Origin of the sequence: Terasakiella sediminum (assembly GCF_033100395.1) — a bacterium.
Lineage (GTDB): Bacteria > Pseudomonadota > Alphaproteobacteria > Rhodospirillales > Terasakiellaceae > Terasakiella.
Map to the genome: position 1 here is coordinate 78,798 of NZ_JAWLVJ010000009.1, position 17,668 is coordinate 96,465.

Here is a 17,668-nt window from a genome sequence, read left to right on the forward strand (position 1 = left end):
GTTTTACTGTATTCCGACGTAATGCGAAAGGGGTATGGATTTACTTTTTTGTTTCGTTTCCGCGCGAATCTTCCTATGTATCTGCGACGAATAAATGAAGTTTGGAAAAAAAGATGCATCTTCTTGCCGCAACACCGGGGGCAATCACCGACGGGTCCGAAGCGATCGATCTGGGACAGACACCTGGCGACATTGTTGTATTAACCGCTGCGGATACGGAAATCGCCTGTTTGGCGCTGGCGCACAAGAAGCTGCATGAAGCTGATCCAGACATCCCGACATTACGGTTGGCCTCCCTGCTGCATATGGGCCACAACATGTCGGTTGATCTGTATGTGGATGACATTATTTCCAAGGCCAAGCTGGTGGTGATGCGTCTGCTCGGCGGGAAAAGCTATTTTGAATATGGCGTGGATGAATTCGTGCAAATCTGTGCGCAGAAGAATATCCCGCTGGCGCTCTTGCCCGGTGATGACCAGCCTGACGCGGAATTGTCCCATCTTTCCAGCGTGGATTCTGAATCTCAGCATCGCCTGTGGCAATATTGCGTGCATGGCGGGATTGATAATGCCGTTGAATTCTTGAAGTTCACCCATTCTCTGCTGGGGCGCGACGCTGACTGGATTGAACCAGCTCCGTTGCTGCGCGCAGGCATCTACTGGCCGGGGACATCGGCTTTGTCATTGGCTGATTTGCAGGACCAATATTGGCAAGAAGGTCGTCCGGTTGCAGCGATTACGTTTTATCGCGCGCTTATGCAGGCAGGCAACACGGCGGTAATCGATGGGCTGATCCAGTCGTTGCAGGAAAAGGGCTTAAACCCCTTGCCGCTTTATGCCACCAGTCTGAAAGATAGTGTGGCTGCTGCCTTCATCGAAGAAACGCTGGTGAATGGTGATACCTCAATCATCATTAACGGCACCGGCTTTGCCCTGTCCAAGCCCAATGCTGTGCGCACGGAAACGCCATTTGACGCCGCTGACTGCCCCATCCTGCAGGTGGTCTTTGCCGGATCGAATGAGGATGTCTGGCGTGAAGGCACCAATGGTTTAAGCGCACGTGATATCGCCATGAACGTTGCCCTGCCCGAAGTGGATGGGCGGGTGCTGGCCCGTGCGGTTTCCTTTAAAGGATTGGCCGTGCGTGATGAATTGTGTGAATGCGATATTGTCACCTACCAGCCTGTCAAAGACCGTCTGGATTTTAGCGCGGAACTGGCGGCCAACTGGGCGCAGCTGCGAAAAACCAGTGTGGTGGAACGTCGCGTCGCCCTCATCCTTGCCAACTATCCCAATAAAGATGGCCGTATGGGCAATGGGGTCGGCTTGGATACGCCTGCGGGATCGCTCAACATCATGCGCGCGATGGAAAGTGCGGGCTATCATCTGGAAAATATCCCGACAGATGGCAATGACTTGATTGAACGCTTACAAGCAGGCGTCACCAATGACTTCACCAAACTGGATGAACGCGATGTGGTGGAAAGTCTGTCGCTGGACGATTATCTGGCGTTCTTTGATAGTTTGCCCAAAGAGGTTCGAACATCGATCACAGATCGCTGGGGCGCACCGGAAAAAGATCCGTTTTTCCGGGAGGGCAGTTTCGTCCTGCCCGCCTATCGCTGTGGTCATGTGGCCGTCTGTTTGCAGCCCGCGCGTGGCTATAACATCGATCCGGTGGAAAGCTATCATAGTCCAGACCTTGTGCCGCCTCATAACTATCTGGCTTTTTATGCTTGGGTGCGTATATCCTTTGGGGCGCAAGCCGTGGTTCATATGGGCAAGCATGGCAATATGGAATGGTTGCCGGGTAAAGCCATTGCTTTGTCTGAAGAATGTATGCCCGAAGCGGTCTTCGGACCCATGGTACATCTTTATCCCTTTATCATTAATGATCCGGGCGAAGGCACGCAGGCTAAACGTCGCAGTCAGGCGGTTATCATTGATCACTTGACCCCACCGCTCACGCGCGCTGAAAGCTATGGTCCTTTACGTGATCTGGAACAGTTGGTGGATGAATATTATGAAGCCGCAGGGGTTGATCCACGCCGCCTGAAAGTGCTGAAAAAAGAAATCCTCGCGCTTTCTCGCACTACAGGTCTGGATGAAGATTGCGGTATTGCCAAGGAAGATGATGACGAAGAAGCGCTTGCCAAGCTGGACAATCATCTGTGTGAGCTAAAGGAACTGCAAATCCGTGACGGGTTGCATATCTTCGGTGAAAGTCCGGAAGATCGTTTACTAAATGACCTGCTGGTTGCCCTTGTGCGGGTTCAACGCAATAAAGGGGAAGGTGGCGATGCGTCTCTTATCCGCGCACTCGCCAATGATCTGGATTTGAATTTTGATCCGTTGGATTGCGATATGGCTGAACCATGGGTCGGTTTAAAGCCGGAAGTTCTGCAAAGCGAAGATCGCTGGCGCACGCACGGTGATACGGTGGAACGTCTGGAAGCGCTGGCTTATGATCTAGTCAGTAATGATATGTATTGCAAGCCGGAATGGGTGCAAACTCTGGCGGTTCTGGCATATGTGGATGAGGTTGTGCGCCCGAATGTGATGTCCTGTGGTGCATCAGAAATCGCATCTGTCCTGAAAGGGCTGGACGGTGGATTTGTTCTGCCTGGTCCAAGTGGGGCGCCGACGCGTGGGCGTCCAGAAATCCTGCCGACGGGGAAAAATTTCTATTCAGTTGATACCCGCACGGTGCCAACACCTGCGGCCTGGACGCTGGGGTGGAAATCGGCAAGCCTGATGATTGAACGCTATTTACAGGACAATGGCGACTGGCCGCGCACCATGGCACTGACCGCCTGGGGGACATCCAACATGCGCACAGGCGGGGATGATATCGCACAAGGTTTGGCGTTGATGGGGGTGCAGCCGCAATGGGATACGGTGTCGCGCCGCGTTACCGGGTTTGAAGTGATGCCGCAAGCGGTACTGGGTCGGCCGCGCGTGGATGTTACTTTGCGGGTGTCCGGTTTCTTCCGCGATGCCTTCCCCGGTCTGATTGATCTGTTTGATAGCGCCGCACGGGCCGTTGCCAATCTGGATGAGCCGGATGACCTCAACCCGTTGGCCGCCCGCGTGCGGGCTGAAAAAAGCCAGCTGATAGAGCAGGGCTTAAGCGAGGAAGAAGCGGATAAACGGTCCGGCTATCGTGTCTTTGGCTCCAAACCCGGGGCATATGGGGCGGGTCTTCAGGCCTTGATTGATGAGAAAGGTTGGGATACGGCGGATGATCTCGCCAAAGCCTATGTTGCCTGGGGCGGCTATGCCTACGGCTCCGGTGCGGGTGGAGAATCGGCCCATGGTCTGTTTGAAGAACGTCTCTCTAACGTCGAAGCGGTGGTGCAGAACCAGGACAACCGGGAACATGATCTGCTGGATAGTGATGATTACTATCAGTTTGAAGGCGGCATGACGGCAGCGATTAAAACGCTAAAAGGCGGGGAAGCTCCGGCCGTTTATCATAATGATCATTCCCGTCCCGAAACGCCGCGCATTCGTACATTGGAAGAAGAAATCGCCCGTGTTGTGCGTGCCCGCGTGGTTAACCCAAAATGGATCGACGGGGTCAAGCGCCATGGCTACAAGGGTGCCTTTGAAATGGCGGCAACGGTAGATTACATGTTTGCCTTTGCAGCCACCGCCAACTGCGTGCGCGACCATCATTTCGATGCGGTGTTTGATGCCTATATTCAGGATACGGACACGTTTGATTTCTTGAAAGACAATAACACGGCCGCACTGAAAGAAATGCTGGAACGTTTTCAGGAGGCCCAGGATCGGGGTTTATGGAATCCAAGATCGAATTCAGCGCGCTTTATGATTGGCGAAATGCTGGACGGGTTGAATTAAGAATTGTCATCCCCGCAAAAGCGGGGACCCAGTCGATGGTTTTCTAGGTTCCCGCTTTTGCGGGAATGACAGTAAAGAGATCAGCGCGCTGGAACCATGATGGTGGCGTCACCTGCGATCATAGTTGTGTCACCAACCGTGCAGACGGTTTCAAATTTGATGAATTTCTTGGCGTCGTCTTTTTCAACGGCTGTTACACGGGCAACAACGCTGTCGCCGATTTTAACAGGGGCCTTGAATTTCAGGTTCTGGGCGATGTAGATACAGCCCGGACCAGGCAGCTTTGTGCCAAAGACAGTGGAGATAAAGCCCGCGCTCAGCATACCGTGGGCGATACGGGTTTTGAACATGGTGTCTTTGGCGAATTCTTCGTTGAGGTGAACAGGGTTGGTATCACCTGAAACACCTGCAAAAGCCATAATGTCGGCCTCGGTTACTGTTTTTGAAAAGACATCGGTCATGCCAACGTCGATATCTTCATAGCTATAGCCGTACAGCTCTTCCATGGGATCGTTTCCTTATTTAAAATAATGTTTGTGCGCTGCACTATACCCATAAAATGAAAAAACCTCAAAAGTGAAAATTCTTCCTTTTCTTATTCTTCAAGAATGTTTCATAATGCGCCTGCTATGATTGTACGTTTGATAAGCCTGATTGCCCTTTCTTTTGCGGTTTTGGCAGCCCCTGTGGTGGCCGAAGATGCTATTCCTACACCCAAATTACAGATGCCTATCGACTGTGAGTTGGGTTGGAACTGCTGGATTGCGAATTATGTTGATCATGATCGCACGAAAGAAGCCAAGGATTATAGCTGTAAGGGCCAGACCTATAATGCCCACAAGGGCACGGATTTTATGATCCGGACTGAACGCGATATGCAGGCTGGGGTTGTTGTGACAGCAGCGGCAGATGGTGTTGTGTTGGGGGCGCGTGACGGGATGAAGGATATTGATTATCGCAAGCGTGACCGTCAGGCCATTGCCAAGAAAGAATGCGGCAATGGGCTGCGCTTAAGGCACAAGGATGGCTGGGTGACGCAATATTGCCATCTAAAACGCAACAGTCTGAAAGTCCAGAAAGGTGACAAGGTTCACGCCGGGGATATCTTGGGGCTGGTTGGCAATTCCGGCTTAAGCATCTACCCGCACCTGCATTTTCAGGTGGAATATCTTGATCCAAAGCTGAAAAAACGCCGTGGTGCCATTGTGGACCCATTTGTCGGCGTGGCGCGCAATGATTTGTGCGAAGAAGGCGACAATCCTTTGTGGCTGCCCGAAGTTTTAAGTCAGTTGGATTATGACCCGGTCAATATTATTGATACGGGTTTTGCGGCGACAAAACCAAAAACAAGCGGGATGGCCAAGGGGCTTTATGATGATGAAACCTTGTCTATTCGCTCCCCTAAGCTCTTTTTATGGGCGCGGATGCTCCATGTGAAGCAAGGTGACAAGGTGACATTTTCAATTACAGATCCTTTTGGGAAAGAAATTTTCACCTATACGTCCGAGATTGAAAAAACGCAGGCCCATCGTGGCCTTTATGCGGGTATGCGCCGCCCCAGTTTAAACTGGGAAAAAGGCGTCTATAAGGGCGAGATCAAATTGTTGCGCCAGACCGACGGCAGTAGTGGCGGTATTTTCAAGTCCGAAACCCGTATCTCCATGCGCTGAGAGACCTCTTTTTCTTTGAGGTTGCTTTCTTCAGATATTTAGCATATTAGAATATGCTAAATATCTATTTTGGCGTGGAGCAGAAGAATGAGCAAGAATTATCCCGAAATCGCAAAAGACTTAACGGGCGCGATCAAAACCCTGCGCGGTGCGATCCCTGAAACCATGGGGGCCTTTTCCCAACTGGCAGGGGCGGCAAGCGCTGATAGCGTGCTGGATCCTAAAACCAAGGAACTGCTTGCCATTGCTATTGCGATCACGACGCGCTGTGATGGCTGTATCGCCTTTCATGTAAAGGCCGCGTTAAAGTTTGGCGCAACCCGGGATGAAGTCGCCGAAACGGTCGGGATGGCTGTCTATATGGGCGGTGGGCCGTCTATGATCTATGGCGCACAGACCCTGGAAGCCTATGATCAGTTTGTGGAGAAATATGGGGTGAAGTAAATCTGTGTGTCCCGGCGAAGGCCGGGATATTTTGACGGGAAATTCCGGTTATTAATGAGGCCCCGGCCTGCGCCGGGGAACAACTACTTCCCCAACTCTTTCAGCACTTCAATTGACGCCGGGAATCCTGCCTCAGCCGCGCTTCTTAACCAGAACAAACCCTGCTGTCTATCAACCTTGACCCCGATCCCCTGAAGGTAAGCCATGCCCAGAATGTGTTTACCTTCCAGTGATTCCATCTTGGCAGCTTGTCGCACATATTTTATTCCGATGGTCGGGTTGGCGGGCACACCGATGCCGCTGATATAAATCTCCCCCATGCGCATCATGGCATAAGAATCGCCGAGATCCATGGCCTTTTTATACCAGCCGCGTGCCAGGTTAAGGTTCACCTTGCCAGTCTTTCCTTCCAGATGCAGGTTGGCAAGGATGATCATGGCCGGGGTGTAATCCTGACGTGCTGCCTTATGCAGCCAGCTCATGGCTTCTTTCACATCTTTTTCAACGCCACGGCCCTGAAGATACATGGTGGCAATCCAGTAATCGGCCATGGGGTTGCCCGCGCGCGCATATTGATGAAATTCTCTTAACGCGTCTTCATTGCGGCCTTCCTGGACGGCGCGGATGGCGTCTTCCATACTGGCCTGTGCGTTATATGTGAAAAAACACAATATGATGAAAAAGATAATCGGCATTTGCTATCAACCCCTTGCGCAAACCATACAACCCCGCCAATATCATTGGAAAGGATATTCTTGAAAAGAAAGCAGGTAAAAAATGGGTTTTAAATCGGTGTTGTTTGCGGGCCTGATGGGGCTTGCAGTGAGTGTAAGCGCCATGGCTGCGGAAAAACGCTATGCGGTTTCCATGCATGGGGACATTAAATACGGACCGGACTTTACCCATTTTGATTATACCAACCCGGATGCGCCCAAAGGCGGTACGCTTCGCCTATCAGCTTTGGGGTCAACCTTTGATACGTTTCATGGCTTTACGCTGAAAGGTATTCCGGCTATTGGCAGCAGCTTCCCGTTTGAAACCCTGACCACCCAATCTCTGGACGAACCGTTTAGCGCGTATGGTCTGCTGGCAGAAACCATCCAGATGCCGGAAGATCGTTCCTGGGTCGCGTTTGATTTACGCAAAGAGGCACGCTGGCATGATGGCAAGCCTGTGACGGCAGATGATGTTGTTTTCAGCTTCAATACGCTGATGGAAAAAGGCCATCCGCGTTATCGTTTTTATTATGCCGACGTGACGGGTGTGGAAAAGACGGGCGAACGTTCCGTCAAATTTACCTTCAAGGATGATAAAAACCGTGAACTTGCCATGATCGTCGGGCAACTGCCGATCTTGCCGAAACATTATTGGGCGGATAAAGATTTTACCAAAACTACGCTTGTACCGCCACTTGGCAGTGGACCTTACAAGATCAAATCATTCGAGTCTGGTCGCAACGTTGTTTATGAACGGGTGAAAGACTATTGGGGGGCTGATCTGGCGGTCAATGCGGGCCAAAATAACTTTGATGAAATCCGCTTTGATTATTACCGCGATGCCACTGTTGCCGTTGAAGCTTTCAAGGGCGGTGCGTTTGATTATCGCTATGAAAATGTCGCGAAAAACTGGGCGACGGCTTACGATATCCCGGAAGTCAAAAACGGCTTGATCAAGCGTCTGCGTATCAATCATGAAGTCGGTACAGGCATGCAGGGATTTGTCTTTAACATCCGTCGTGACAAGTTCAAGGACCCGCTGGTGCGTCAGGCCTTGGCCTATGCGTTTGATTTTGACTGGGCGAACAAGAATCTGTTCCACAATGAATATACCCGCACCAACAGCTATTTTTCCAATTCCGAGCTGGGATCAAGTGGCTTGCCAACAGGGCGTGAACTGGAAATTCTTGAAAAATACCGTGGTAAAGTCCCTGAAAGCGTCTTCACCACCGAATATATCCCACCCAAGACTGATGGATCGGGCAAAATCCGCAAAAATTTGAAAGAAGCTGTCGGTTTGCTGAAAAAAGCAGGCTATGTGGTGAAAAACCGCAAGCTGGTGAACCTGAAAACTGGGAAACCGTTGACCTTTGAAATCCTGTTGCAGGCCTCACCCGCGTGGGAACGTATCGTTCTGCCGTTTAAAAAGAACCTGGAACGTCTGGGTGTTGATGTCTCGGTGCGTATGGTTGATACCGCACAATATAAAGAACGCAGCGACACGTTTGATTATGACGTGATTGTTGATGTGTTTGGTCAAAGCCAGTCACCGGGTAATGAACAGTATGATTACTGGACGTCAGCATCAGCGGACCGTAATGGCAGTCGTAATTCCATTGGGGTGAAAGACCCGGTCATCGATGAACTGGTGGAAATGGTGGTCAATGCGCCAACCCGTGAAGAACTGGTCATGCGTACCCGGGCGCTGGATCGGGTCTTGTTGGCTGGTCATTATGTGATCCCGAACTGGCATTTGAAGGTCGCGCGCATTGTCGCCTGGGATAAATTTGGCATGCCGGAAAAATGGGCGAAGTATAATCCGGGCTATTCTGCCTGGGCTTTTTGGTGGTTTGACGAAGAAAAAGCCAAAGCATTGGAAAAAAAGCGCAAGAAATAGGCATATTATCCTGAAATTGTAACATGACATCCCTATAATTTAGCCTAGTATGTTACAAAACCATGACAAATTTAATAGGTATGTGGATAAAATGGTCGTTGAAACGAAGTATTTCACGCTTGGGGATGAACATAGCGCACAAGAATGGGCAAGTATTGTCGCAACACTTGCTCAAGGCATGCGCGCTGGGGAACAAACGGTTGAACAAACCTATCTAGATACGTTTGATTGGGCTTTGTGTCATCAGGATGCCTGCCTTGTCTTTGAAAAAGGCAAAGAACAATCGCTGCATCTGTTTTGCGATGGCAAGGCCCCAAAGTTCCCGGCTTCCCTGCCTGTTGAGGCCATGCCCGTCTGGCCTGCCGATGTGCCCGCAGGCAAGATGCAGAAGTTTCTGACCAAACAAGCCCCCTTGCGGTCTTTCATCGCGCTGACGCAGGTGAAGTCAGAACAGATTTTCGTCCGGGTTGAAGATAAAAAGGGACGTGAACGGGTCCGCCTGATCGTGGAAGTTAATTTCCAACGCACCGCCCCGCGCCGCAAGATGGTGGAACTGGGGTGCCGTCTGCGCATCGAATGTATCGCGGGTTATGAAAGAGATTTCGCAAAGACCTTACCCTTCTTTGCCGGTCTTCAAAAAAGCAGCCAGATGGCGTTTTTTGATAGCTTGATGCAAAATGTGAACAAGACGCCAAAAGACTATTCCAGCAAAATGAAACTGTCGCTGGAACGTGATATGCGTGCTGACGTGGCCTGCAAGGAAATTTTGCTTAATCAGCTTAATCAGATTGAACGCAACATCGATGGTACATTGGCGGATATCGATAGCGAGTTTTTGCATGATCTGCGCGTCGCCGTTCGACGTTCGCGCAGTGCACTGAGCCGTTTAAAAGGCGTCTTGCCGCAAACTGTGCAGGATAAATATGCGCAGGAGCTGGCCTGGATTGGCTCCATCACCACACCTGTGCGTGACCTGGATGTCTATCTGCTGGATTATCCGAAATATCGCGATCAATTGCGCACCGACCTGCAATCAGATCTGAGCGCCCTTTATGATTATCTAACCGCACATCATAAATCGGCACGCGAACTGCTGGTGACTGATCTTAAAAGTCGTCGCTTCAAAGATTTCCTGACCAAATGGCGCACCTTCCTGAAACGCCCGGTTCCGGTCCGCCCCACAGCCCCTGCAGCCGCTTTTCCCATTGGGGATTTGGCTGATAAACGCATCTGGAAGACTTATCGCCGCGTGATCAATGAAGGTAGTGTTATCGGGGATGAAACGCCCGCCGAAGCCCTGCATGACCTGCGCAAGACCTGTAAGAAACTACGCTATTTGCTGGAGTTCTTTGCTTCACTCTATCCGGCGAAAGATGTGGGCGCTTTGATCAAGACATTGAAGGGTTTACAGGAAAATTTGGGTGATTTTCAGGATTTGGATGTGCAGGCTGATACGCTGCATGGTTACAGCGAAGGCATGCTGAAAGAAGGCGTCAGCGATCCCAAGGTTTTCCTGGCCATGGGGGTGTTGGTTGAAAACTTCATGACCCGCAAAGTGGAAGTGCGCGCCGAATTTTCCGAACGGTTTGCCGATTTCTCATCCAAGGCCGTGGAAAAAGAATTCCGTAAACTGGTTGGTCGCGAAAAACGCAAAGTTGTTACCGCAAGCGTCAGTGAAGAAGAGTCTTAAGAGAATTCTTTTACCAGATCTTCCAGACTGACACCCCAAGTGGAAAACGGGTGTTCAGAGATGTAGGAATTGAAGAATCTGTTGTCGTGGCTGACTTCTGGCCCGGCCCAGTCCGGTTTTTCAAATGCCTGATCAGCGCTTTCCAGTTCAATCTCTGCCATGATCAGGCCCGCGTTGGCGCCGTGGAATTCATCAATTTCCCAGGTGTTGCCGGCCACATCAATGGTGTAGCGTGTCTTTTCAATGGCATCACCACACAGCTGGTCCAGCATCATGGCGCAATCAGCATGGGGGATTTCATATTCAAATTCCAGGCGAGTGATGTCACCGCGATCAGCCTTGATGGTTAGAAAGCATTTGTCGCCTTTTTGACGCACACGAACCACAGCGGATTTTTCTTTATCGTTGCTGATATAGCCTTGTGCAATTTTTTTGGCTGAGGCTTCGTTTTTCCAGCCATCGCCAACGACAAGAAACTTGCGTTCAATTTCCATTTGGTTCGACATAGGTATCCCTTTTACTTTTTAGAGAAAGCAACGTTTAAGGCGGCGCGCACGATCGGATTTATTTCGTATTTTTTTTCGTGTTTTAAATCGTCGGCGCTCATCATGCGCCATTGGCTGTGTTCGTCTGACAGTTTGATCTTGTCCAGTTTCTGGTCCGTCTCACAGGCATAGAAGATCATCACCCGTTCGGGTTTGCCTTGTTCGTCAAAGGTGCGACGCCCGGCATAGAGGATGGGACCGACTTCGACCTTGTCCAGCTTGGTTTCTTCTTCGATCTCACGTGCAATGCCTTCGACCATATCTTCACCCGCATCCAGCTTGCCGCCGGGCAGGTCCCAATGGCTTTTACCTGCTTTTTCCATCATCAGGACCCGGCCTTTTTTGTCTTTTAAAATGGCTTTTTGGCTGATGGTAAAAAGGGCTGCGTCATTCACAAAAGTCGCCACGGGAATTCATCCTGAATAGATAAAAGAAAGGACAGTTTTGCCATAGTTATAAAGCTTCTGTCGATGGGGAAATGCAAAGAAATGTTAAGCTCTTGTGAATTTTTCGTAAAGCCATGGAAAGAAAGGAAAAAAACGACATCCCGAATGGCCGTTGTGGTAGGAAAAATCAGAAAAAATTATCAGACCATTTAGGGGAAGGTGAAGTCTTATGGCGTTCAAGCATATTTTGTTACATCTGGATGCGACAGAGCATTGCGCAAAACGGGTTAAAATTGCCCTGGATATGGCACAAAAAGGTGATGGTGAAATCACAGCGGTTTTTTGCCAAACGAATCCGGAAATGTCGGCAATTGTGGGCACGCACCCTGTTGATGACGCATTGCGCAAGATGGCTGCGGAAGCCGAAGAAACTTTCAAGGCTGCTGCTGCAGAGGCGGGTGTAAATGTTACGATCAGCAACACACTTTGTACATCCCATGCACAAGTGGTTCAGGCGGTCACTTGGGCCGCGCGTACTAGCGATATCGCCATTCTGGGCCAGTATGACTGGTCGAAAAACTATTCCGGCATTCCGGCTGATTTGGCAGAAAATGTCATCTTGCACAGTGGCCGCCCGGTTCTGGTCGTACCCTTTGCTGGGGAGTTCAAGAAAGTCGGCTCGCGTTGTCTGGTTGCCTGGAACGGTGGTCGTGAATCAGCACGTGCGCTAAACGATGCCATCCCGATGATGGTCGATTCCAAAATGGTTGAAATCTTCGCCATCCAGAAAGAAGGCGTGAAACGCCCAAGTGAGAAAGAGTTGGTTTCCCATCTGGAAAAATACAACATCCCGTGTAAAGCAGCCCATGATCGCCGCGACAAAGTCAGCATCACTGATTTGTTGCTGTCTCACGCCGCAGACGAAGGCGCTGACCTGATCGTTATGGGTGCACACGGTCATTATGGTGTATCGCACATGCTGAAAGGGGGAAATACACGCGAAATTCTGAAACACATGACTGTTCCGGTCCTGATGTCTCATTAACTCCTGAATAAAGGCCTCTACAATCCAACTGGGTCCCTTGTGTAAACGAGGGACCTTAATACATTAAGAGGCCCTTGTCGCGATTACTGCTGTTATGAGAAGACTGATCGCACGCATTAATGCAAAAATTCGTTATGAAGTTTTTGCCAAAGAGAGTTGATAATATCTTTGTCGTTATGGCATTTCACCACGAATAATATAAGCTAGGGCCTGCACAACCTGTTTGGGGTTGCGGGCCATGGCGCTTGCGGCACCATCGACTTCTTTTAAGGCATGGTCATGTTGTTCGGGGTGCAGCGTGATGTAAGGTTTACCGAGTGCTGCGGCGAAACCTGCATCGAAGGCGGCGTTCCATTGCTTGTATTTTTCCCCAAAGCGCACGATCACCAGATCGGCCTCAGAAATCAACGTGCGGGTGCGGATGGCGTTGAGGTTGGCCCCTTTATGATCCATCCAGAAGCTTTGGTCTTCTTCGCCAAAGATCGCCACGCCGCAGCGATCAGAATCTTCATGGACACAAACGGGGGAGGACAGTTCCACAGGGAGTTTGGCCTCAGTCACGCCCTGTTCGATCTGTTCACGCCAGTCGCTGTGAATTTCCCCGGACAGATAAACTTTCCAGACTTTTGAACTCATGACACACTCTTTCTTCTTAAATTCAGTTAAGCAACTTCAAGAACTTCGATTTTGAAGTCCAGTTCTTCCCCGGCGAGCGGATGATTGGCATCCACGGTGACGGTTGTTTCGGTCACTTCATGGATCATGGCCATCATGTTCTGACCTTCCGGTGTCTGCATCTGCATGGACATGCCAACCTGGATTTCTTCGGAAGTTTCAATCATGGAACGTTCAATCTCCATCACCAGGTCCGCGTTCGGCATGCCAAAAGCTTCTTCCGGCTGCAGTTTCTTGGTCACGGTTTCGCCCACGCTCATGCCAGGCAGGGTGTCATCAATCGGCTTAAACCCACAAGGTTCGCCCACAACCATTTCAAGCGGCTCCCCGGGAGGAGAGGCAGGAACGACGGTGCCGTCATTCATGGTAAAGGTCACTTCGATTTTAACTTTCTGGCCTGCGGTGAGGTTTGACATGGGTCATCCTTTTATGGGGGTTAAGGTGAAAACAGCATACAGGAAACTCATAGGCTGACAACCAAAGAGCCACAATGCTTTTTATTGAGTCTAAAATCTTGACCAAAGCCGTTATTTTTTGCATTGTCTCGCCAACTCCCATTTATTTGCAAGAAGGCACTTTACGAGATGGTTAAAGCTCAATTGGAATCTGTCATCGAGTCTGCGTTTGATAACCGCGATTCTGTAAATTACGACACAAAAGGCGAAATCCGCGATGCTGTTGATACAACATTGAATATGTTGGACAGTGGCGAACTGCGTGTTGCTGAAAAAGAAGGTTCTGATTGGAAAGTAAACCAGTGGGCCAAAAAGGCTGTTCTGCTGTCCTTCCGCTTGAACGATATGGAAACAATCGCGGGCGCACCGGGTGTGAACGCCAACTGGTGGGACAAAGTTCCTTCCAAGTTTGAAGGCTGGGGCGAAAAAGAATTCCGTGACGCATCTTTCCGCGCTGTTCCCGGCTCTGTCGTTCGTCGTTCTGCCTATGTGGCACCAAACGCTGTTTTGATGCCTTGCTTCCTGAACCTCGGTGCATATGTTGACGAAGGCACCATGGTTGATACATGGGCAACCGTTGGCTCTTGTGCCCAAATTGGTAAAAACGTCCATATCTCTGGTGGCGTTGGTATCGGTGGCGTTCTCGAACCACTACAAGCTGGTCCAGTTATCATCGAAGACAATTGCTTCATCGGTGCACGTTCAGAAGTTGCTGAAGGCGTGATCGTTGAAGAAGGGTCTGTGATCTCCATGGGTGTGTTCCTTGGTCAGTCCACAAAGATCGTTGATCGCGCAACAGGGGAGATCACATATGGTCGCGTTCCTGCTTATTCTGTTGTTGTACCGGGCACCCTGCCAGGTAAAGAAATGGCAAACGGCCAACCTGGCCCAGGTCTGGCCTGTGCGGTGATTGTGAAACGCGTTGATGAAAAGACACGTTCTAAAACATCCGTAAACGATCTGCTGCGCGACTAAGCTGTGCCCCGGCGTAGGCCGGGGTCTCGCAAATACAGATTCCGGCTCTTCGGCCGGAAAACAAGCGGCTCCACCTTGTATTAAGCGTGGGGCCGTAATACTTTAATAGATATAGATTTTTCAAAGAGCCCCCCAATGATCGATACTGTTTCCTTCACCCAAGACCTCATCCGTTGCCCCAGTGTAACGCCCTTAGATGAAGGTGTGTTCGATCTGTTGCAAGGCACTTTGGAAGAACTTGGCTTTACCTGTCACCGCCTGCCCTTTCAGGAAGAAGGCACCGAACGGGTAGAAAACCTTTATGCCCGCATCGGAACCGATGGTCCGAACTTCTGTTTTGCAGGTCATCTGGATGTGGTCCCTGTGGGCGATGAAGCGGGCTGGACTTACAATCCGTTTGGCGGGGAAATCCACAACGGACGTTTGTATGGCCGGGGTGCGGCAGATATGAAAGGCGCGGTTGCGGCTTTCGTTGAAGCCACACAGAATTTCCTGAAATCTCAGGGCGAGGGTTTCAAAGGTTCCATTTCCTATCTGATCACGGGTGATGAAGAAGGCCCGGCCATCAATGGCACAAAGAAAGTGCTGGAATGGATGGAAGAACAAGGCGAAGTAATGGATCACTGCCTTGTCGGCGAACCCACCAACCCGAAATGTATGGGCGAAATGATGAAAGTGGGCCGTCGTGGCTCTATCAACTCCGTCCTCACCGTTCATGGCACGCAAGGTCATGTGGCCTATCCGCATCGTGCAGATAACCCCCTGCCGCGACTGGTCAAGATGCTGGATGCACTGATTTCGGATGAGCTGGATCAGGGCAATGAATTCTTTGATGCCTCCAGCCTGTCCATCACCACGATTGACTGCGGCAACACAGTTGAAAACGTCATTCCGGGGGAAGCAACGGCAAAATTCAACATCCGCTATAACAACATCCACACCGGTGCCTCGTTAGAAGACTGGATTCGCAAGACCCTGGACAGTGTGGATACCAACTACACGCTCAAAACCCGCATTTCCGGGGAAAGCTTCATGAGCCCGCAGGACAAGCTGACAGACCTGATCGAAGCAGCGACCGAGAAAGTCACAGGGGTTGCCCCGGAACGATCCACATCCGGTGGGACGTCTGATGCGCGCTTTATCACGCATGCTTGCACAGTGGCGGAATTCGGCCTTGTGGGGCAGACCATGCATAAGGTGGATGAAAATGTGCTGGTTGAAGATTTGCAGAACCTGACCAAAATCTACGAAACCATCCTGACTGATTATTTTAACGAGGCTTCATGATCCGATTGCGTCCCCTTTTTTTCGGCCTGACAGGTGCTTCACGGCTCCTGCGGCTGGATATTTCGGGGATGCATCTGATGGTCGGGGGCGCGCGTGGGTTCTGGCATTCCCTTTTCTGGTCCGCAGGCCTTGTAGCCCCGCTTTATATTCTGCTGCTTTTGCTGCGCTACGACCCGGAAAAGTTCGATGGCTGGCGCTATATCCTTGTCCATGCAGAGATGTATGTAATCGCCTGGCTGGTCTTTCCTATCGTGATGTTACGCATCTGCCAATTGATCCGAAGGCCGGAGCAATATCTGAAATTCATCATCGGATACAATTGGTTAAACTGTTTTACGAATACGTTTTTTCTTTTGGCGGCATTGGCCCAAGCCAGTAGAATGATCGAATGGGATGCAGCCATACCGATCTTTGGCTGTCTTTTAATGGTCAGCTTTATCTGGCTTGGACATTTGATAAAACACGCACTGGAATTGCCATATAGCGCCGCTGTCGGGATTGTTATTCTGGACTTCTTTATCGGCCTTATGACAGACTTGGTGAAAACAGGACTACTGGCATCTTAATGGGGGAGAAAAGATGAGCTGTCTTAACGAATGTAAGGACCTATTGGGTCTGCATGATACCTTGATCGCACAATTCCCCCATCTAAAAGACCGTTTTGCGCCCTGGGCTGCCAAGATGAACAATCTTGCCCAGGCCAGTGACCTTGAAAGCCTGAAGGGAGAACAAGCGCTTTGGCTCTTTTCTCTGGAATTTCGCAAAATCTGGCTCAATTGCGTTAATGACCATACGTCCAAAACACTGAAATCCCCGCTGCATTTCAATTCACCGCGCCGCATGGATGGCAAGAAATACAGCTTCCCCTATGATCGCTGGGGCAAACCCAAACAGTTTGAAAAAGCCTATGGTGAAACAGTAAAACGCGCAGATGGCTGGATTGGCGCGCATTTCTTCTTCGGAAATGCCATGGCCGCGCTTTCGACCTTTTTAATGCAGTTTCGCAAGATGACCTCGAAGAAGACCGTCACCTTGCTGGGTCATCAGGGTTATTTCGAATTTCACGACCTGTTGCGTATTATGTGCGGGCCAGACCTGGCCGCCCATATGACGAAGAAGATCAACAATTTCTACAGCAAAATTGCAGCAGGCGAAGGCGATCTGATCCTGATTGAACCTGTCTATGCCAACAATGACCTAACGGTCTTTGAACGCGGGGAATTCTTCAAAGCCTGGCGCGCACGTCCCAACAAGGCGGACACTATCGTCTTGGTCGATACCTCCCTTGTCGGGGATAGGTTTGATGCCAAGGATTTCATGGAACGGTTTGGCGAAGAACCACCTGCCATGCTGGGGCAGTTTTTCTCCGCGCTCAAGCTCCATCAGGTGGGATTGGAATTTGCAAGCTTTGGGGTTCTATCGCTCTTTATGTCGGAAACTTCCAAATATTTTGATCATAAAAACGCCTTTACCAGCTCCATCAAACTGATCCGGCGCACGCTGGGCAATGGGGCAACCTATGATGAATATTCGGCCATCGAATTCCCTATGCTGGGCGAACAAAACCTGCTCACGCCCCATTGCGATCAGGTCTTTGCCAATAATGCGAAACTTGCACAGGCCCTTGATGGCGTTGGTGGACTGATCAAAAAAGTCGTCCATCCCAGCCTCAGTCTGCAGGCGGACGCTGCCTGGGCGGTCTCGCCTTTTGTGATCTTTATTCTGGCAGAAGGCACCGTAAAAGATGTCACCTTCTTAAAACGGGTGATGGAACGTCAGGCCAAAGAAAGCAAGATGATGTTTAAATCTGGCTCCAGCTTTGGTTTCCGCAGCCATCGTTTTGAAGTCAACGATTATCACGATGAAAATGAACCGTCTTTCCGCATCGCCATGGGATCATTCGATGGGCCAAGCGTTGAGAGGATCATCCGGCTTATTCAGGAAATTGCCGACTTCGATACGTTTGAGGAACTGCGTAAAGCCTTCCCCGAAGTCGATCATCCGGATGATAAAGATTAGG

The 17,668-nt window shown here is 50.4% G+C and carries 16 protein-coding genes; 10 read left to right on the plus strand and 6 right to left on the minus strand.

The window, feature by feature from the left end; translation table 11 throughout:
• The first annotated feature begins 113 nt into the window (after window positions 1–113).
• A complete protein-coding gene (gene cobN / locus RYZ26_RS08900) occupies window positions 114–3,863 on the plus strand; it encodes a cobaltochelatase subunit CobN (RefSeq protein WP_317682843.1) in 3,750 nt (1,249 codons plus the stop codon).
• 80 nt (window positions 3,864–3,943) lie between these two features.
• Here cobN and RYZ26_RS08905 read toward each other — a convergent pair whose 3' ends face one another.
• Complete coding sequence (locus tag RYZ26_RS08905; RefSeq protein WP_317682844.1) at window positions 3,944–4,369, minus strand: MaoC family dehydratase; 426 nt, start codon at window positions 4,367–4,369, stop codon at window positions 3,944–3,946.
• A gap of 123 nt (window positions 4,370–4,492) precedes the next feature.
• Here RYZ26_RS08905 and RYZ26_RS08910 point away from each other — a divergent pair, with 123 nt between their 5' ends.
• Both RYZ26_RS08910 and RYZ26_RS08915 read left to right on the plus strand, forming a co-directional pair.
• On the plus strand, window positions 4,493–5,533 hold the full coding sequence (locus RYZ26_RS08910; RefSeq protein WP_317682845.1) for a M23 family metallopeptidase: 1,041 nt from the start codon (window positions 4,493–4,495) through the stop codon (window positions 5,531–5,533).
• Window positions 5,534–5,620: 87 nt separating this feature from the next.
• Entirely contained in the window at window positions 5,621–5,977 is a 357-nt protein-coding gene (locus RYZ26_RS08915; RefSeq protein ID WP_317682846.1) for a carboxymuconolactone decarboxylase family protein, read from the plus strand.
• Window positions 5,978–6,060: 83 nt separating this feature from the next.
• Here RYZ26_RS08915 and RYZ26_RS08920 read toward each other — a convergent pair whose 3' ends face one another.
• A complete protein-coding gene (locus RYZ26_RS08920) occupies window positions 6,061–6,672 on the minus strand; it encodes a tetratricopeptide repeat protein (RefSeq protein ID WP_317682847.1) in 612 nt (203 codons plus the stop codon).
• Window positions 6,673–6,754: 82 nt separating this feature from the next.
• Here RYZ26_RS08920 and RYZ26_RS08925 point away from each other — a divergent pair, with 82 nt between their 5' ends.
• Window positions 6,755–8,590 (plus strand): extracellular solute-binding protein, encoded by a 1,836-nt coding sequence (locus RYZ26_RS08925; RefSeq protein ID WP_317682848.1) that lies wholly within the window; start codon window positions 6,755–6,757, stop codon window positions 8,588–8,590.
• A gap of 91 nt (window positions 8,591–8,681) precedes the next feature.
• A complete protein-coding gene (locus RYZ26_RS08930) occupies window positions 8,682–10,280 on the plus strand; it encodes a CHAD domain-containing protein (RefSeq protein WP_317682849.1) in 1,599 nt (532 codons plus the stop codon).
• Here the strand turns inward: RYZ26_RS08930 and RYZ26_RS08935 are convergent.
• On the minus strand, window positions 10,277–10,786 hold the full coding sequence (locus RYZ26_RS08935; RefSeq protein WP_317682850.1) for a CYTH domain-containing protein: 510 nt from the start codon (window positions 10,784–10,786) through the stop codon (window positions 10,277–10,279). The two genes, RYZ26_RS08930 and RYZ26_RS08935, sit on opposite strands and share 4 nt — an antisense overlap.
• Window positions 10,787–10,797: 11 nt before the next feature.
• Complete coding sequence (locus tag RYZ26_RS08940; protein WP_317682851.1) at window positions 10,798–11,232, minus strand: NUDIX domain-containing protein; 435 nt, start codon at window positions 11,230–11,232, stop codon at window positions 10,798–10,800.
• 208 nt (window positions 11,233–11,440) lie between these two features.
• Between RYZ26_RS08940 and RYZ26_RS08945 the strand changes: the two genes are divergently transcribed.
• Entirely contained in the window at window positions 11,441–12,256 is an 816-nt protein-coding gene (locus RYZ26_RS08945) for a universal stress protein (RefSeq protein WP_317682852.1), read from the plus strand.
• Between the two features lie 174 nt (window positions 12,257–12,430).
• On the opposite strand, the gene RYZ26_RS08950 is transcribed toward RYZ26_RS08945, so the two are convergent.
• A complete protein-coding gene (locus RYZ26_RS08950) occupies window positions 12,431–12,892 on the minus strand; it encodes a YtoQ family protein (protein ID WP_317682853.1) in 462 nt (153 codons plus the stop codon).
• A 26-nt stretch (window positions 12,893–12,918) separates the two neighbouring features.
• Window positions 12,919–13,347, minus strand: a complete 429-nt coding sequence (locus RYZ26_RS08955; protein WP_317682854.1) for an FKBP-type peptidyl-prolyl cis-trans isomerase — start codon at window positions 13,345–13,347, stop codon at window positions 12,919–12,921.
• A gap of 168 nt (window positions 13,348–13,515) precedes the next feature.
• Here RYZ26_RS08955 and dapD point away from each other — a divergent pair, with 168 nt between their 5' ends.
• The 4 genes from dapD to RYZ26_RS08975 all read left to right on the plus strand — a co-directional run bounded on the left by dapD (window position 13,516) and on the right by RYZ26_RS08975 (window position 17,667).
• The gene (dapD, locus tag RYZ26_RS08960) at window positions 13,516–14,361 is read left to right on the plus strand and encodes a 2,3,4,5-tetrahydropyridine-2,6-dicarboxylate N-succinyltransferase (protein WP_317682855.1); all 846 of its coding nucleotides are present in this window, start codon (window positions 13,516–13,518) and stop codon (window positions 14,359–14,361) included.
• A gap of 135 nt (window positions 14,362–14,496) precedes the next feature.
• Window positions 14,497–15,648 carry a succinyl-diaminopimelate desuccinylase gene (gene dapE, locus RYZ26_RS08965; RefSeq protein WP_317682856.1) on the plus strand — a complete coding sequence of 384 codons (1,152 nt, stop codon included), beginning with the start codon at window positions 14,497–14,499 and terminating at the stop codon, window positions 15,646–15,648.
• Window positions 15,645–16,214: a hypothetical protein gene (locus RYZ26_RS08970; protein ID WP_317682857.1), complete on the plus strand. Its 570-nt coding sequence runs from the start codon at window positions 15,645–15,647 to the stop codon at window positions 16,212–16,214. Before dapE ends, RYZ26_RS08970 begins: the two co-directional genes overlap by 4 nt.
• A 13-nt stretch (window positions 16,215–16,227) precedes the next feature.
• Window positions 16,228–17,667, plus strand: a complete 1,440-nt coding sequence (locus tag RYZ26_RS08975) for a hypothetical protein (protein WP_317682858.1) — start codon at window positions 16,228–16,230, stop codon at window positions 17,665–17,667.
• Window position 17,668: the final 1 nt, after the last annotated feature.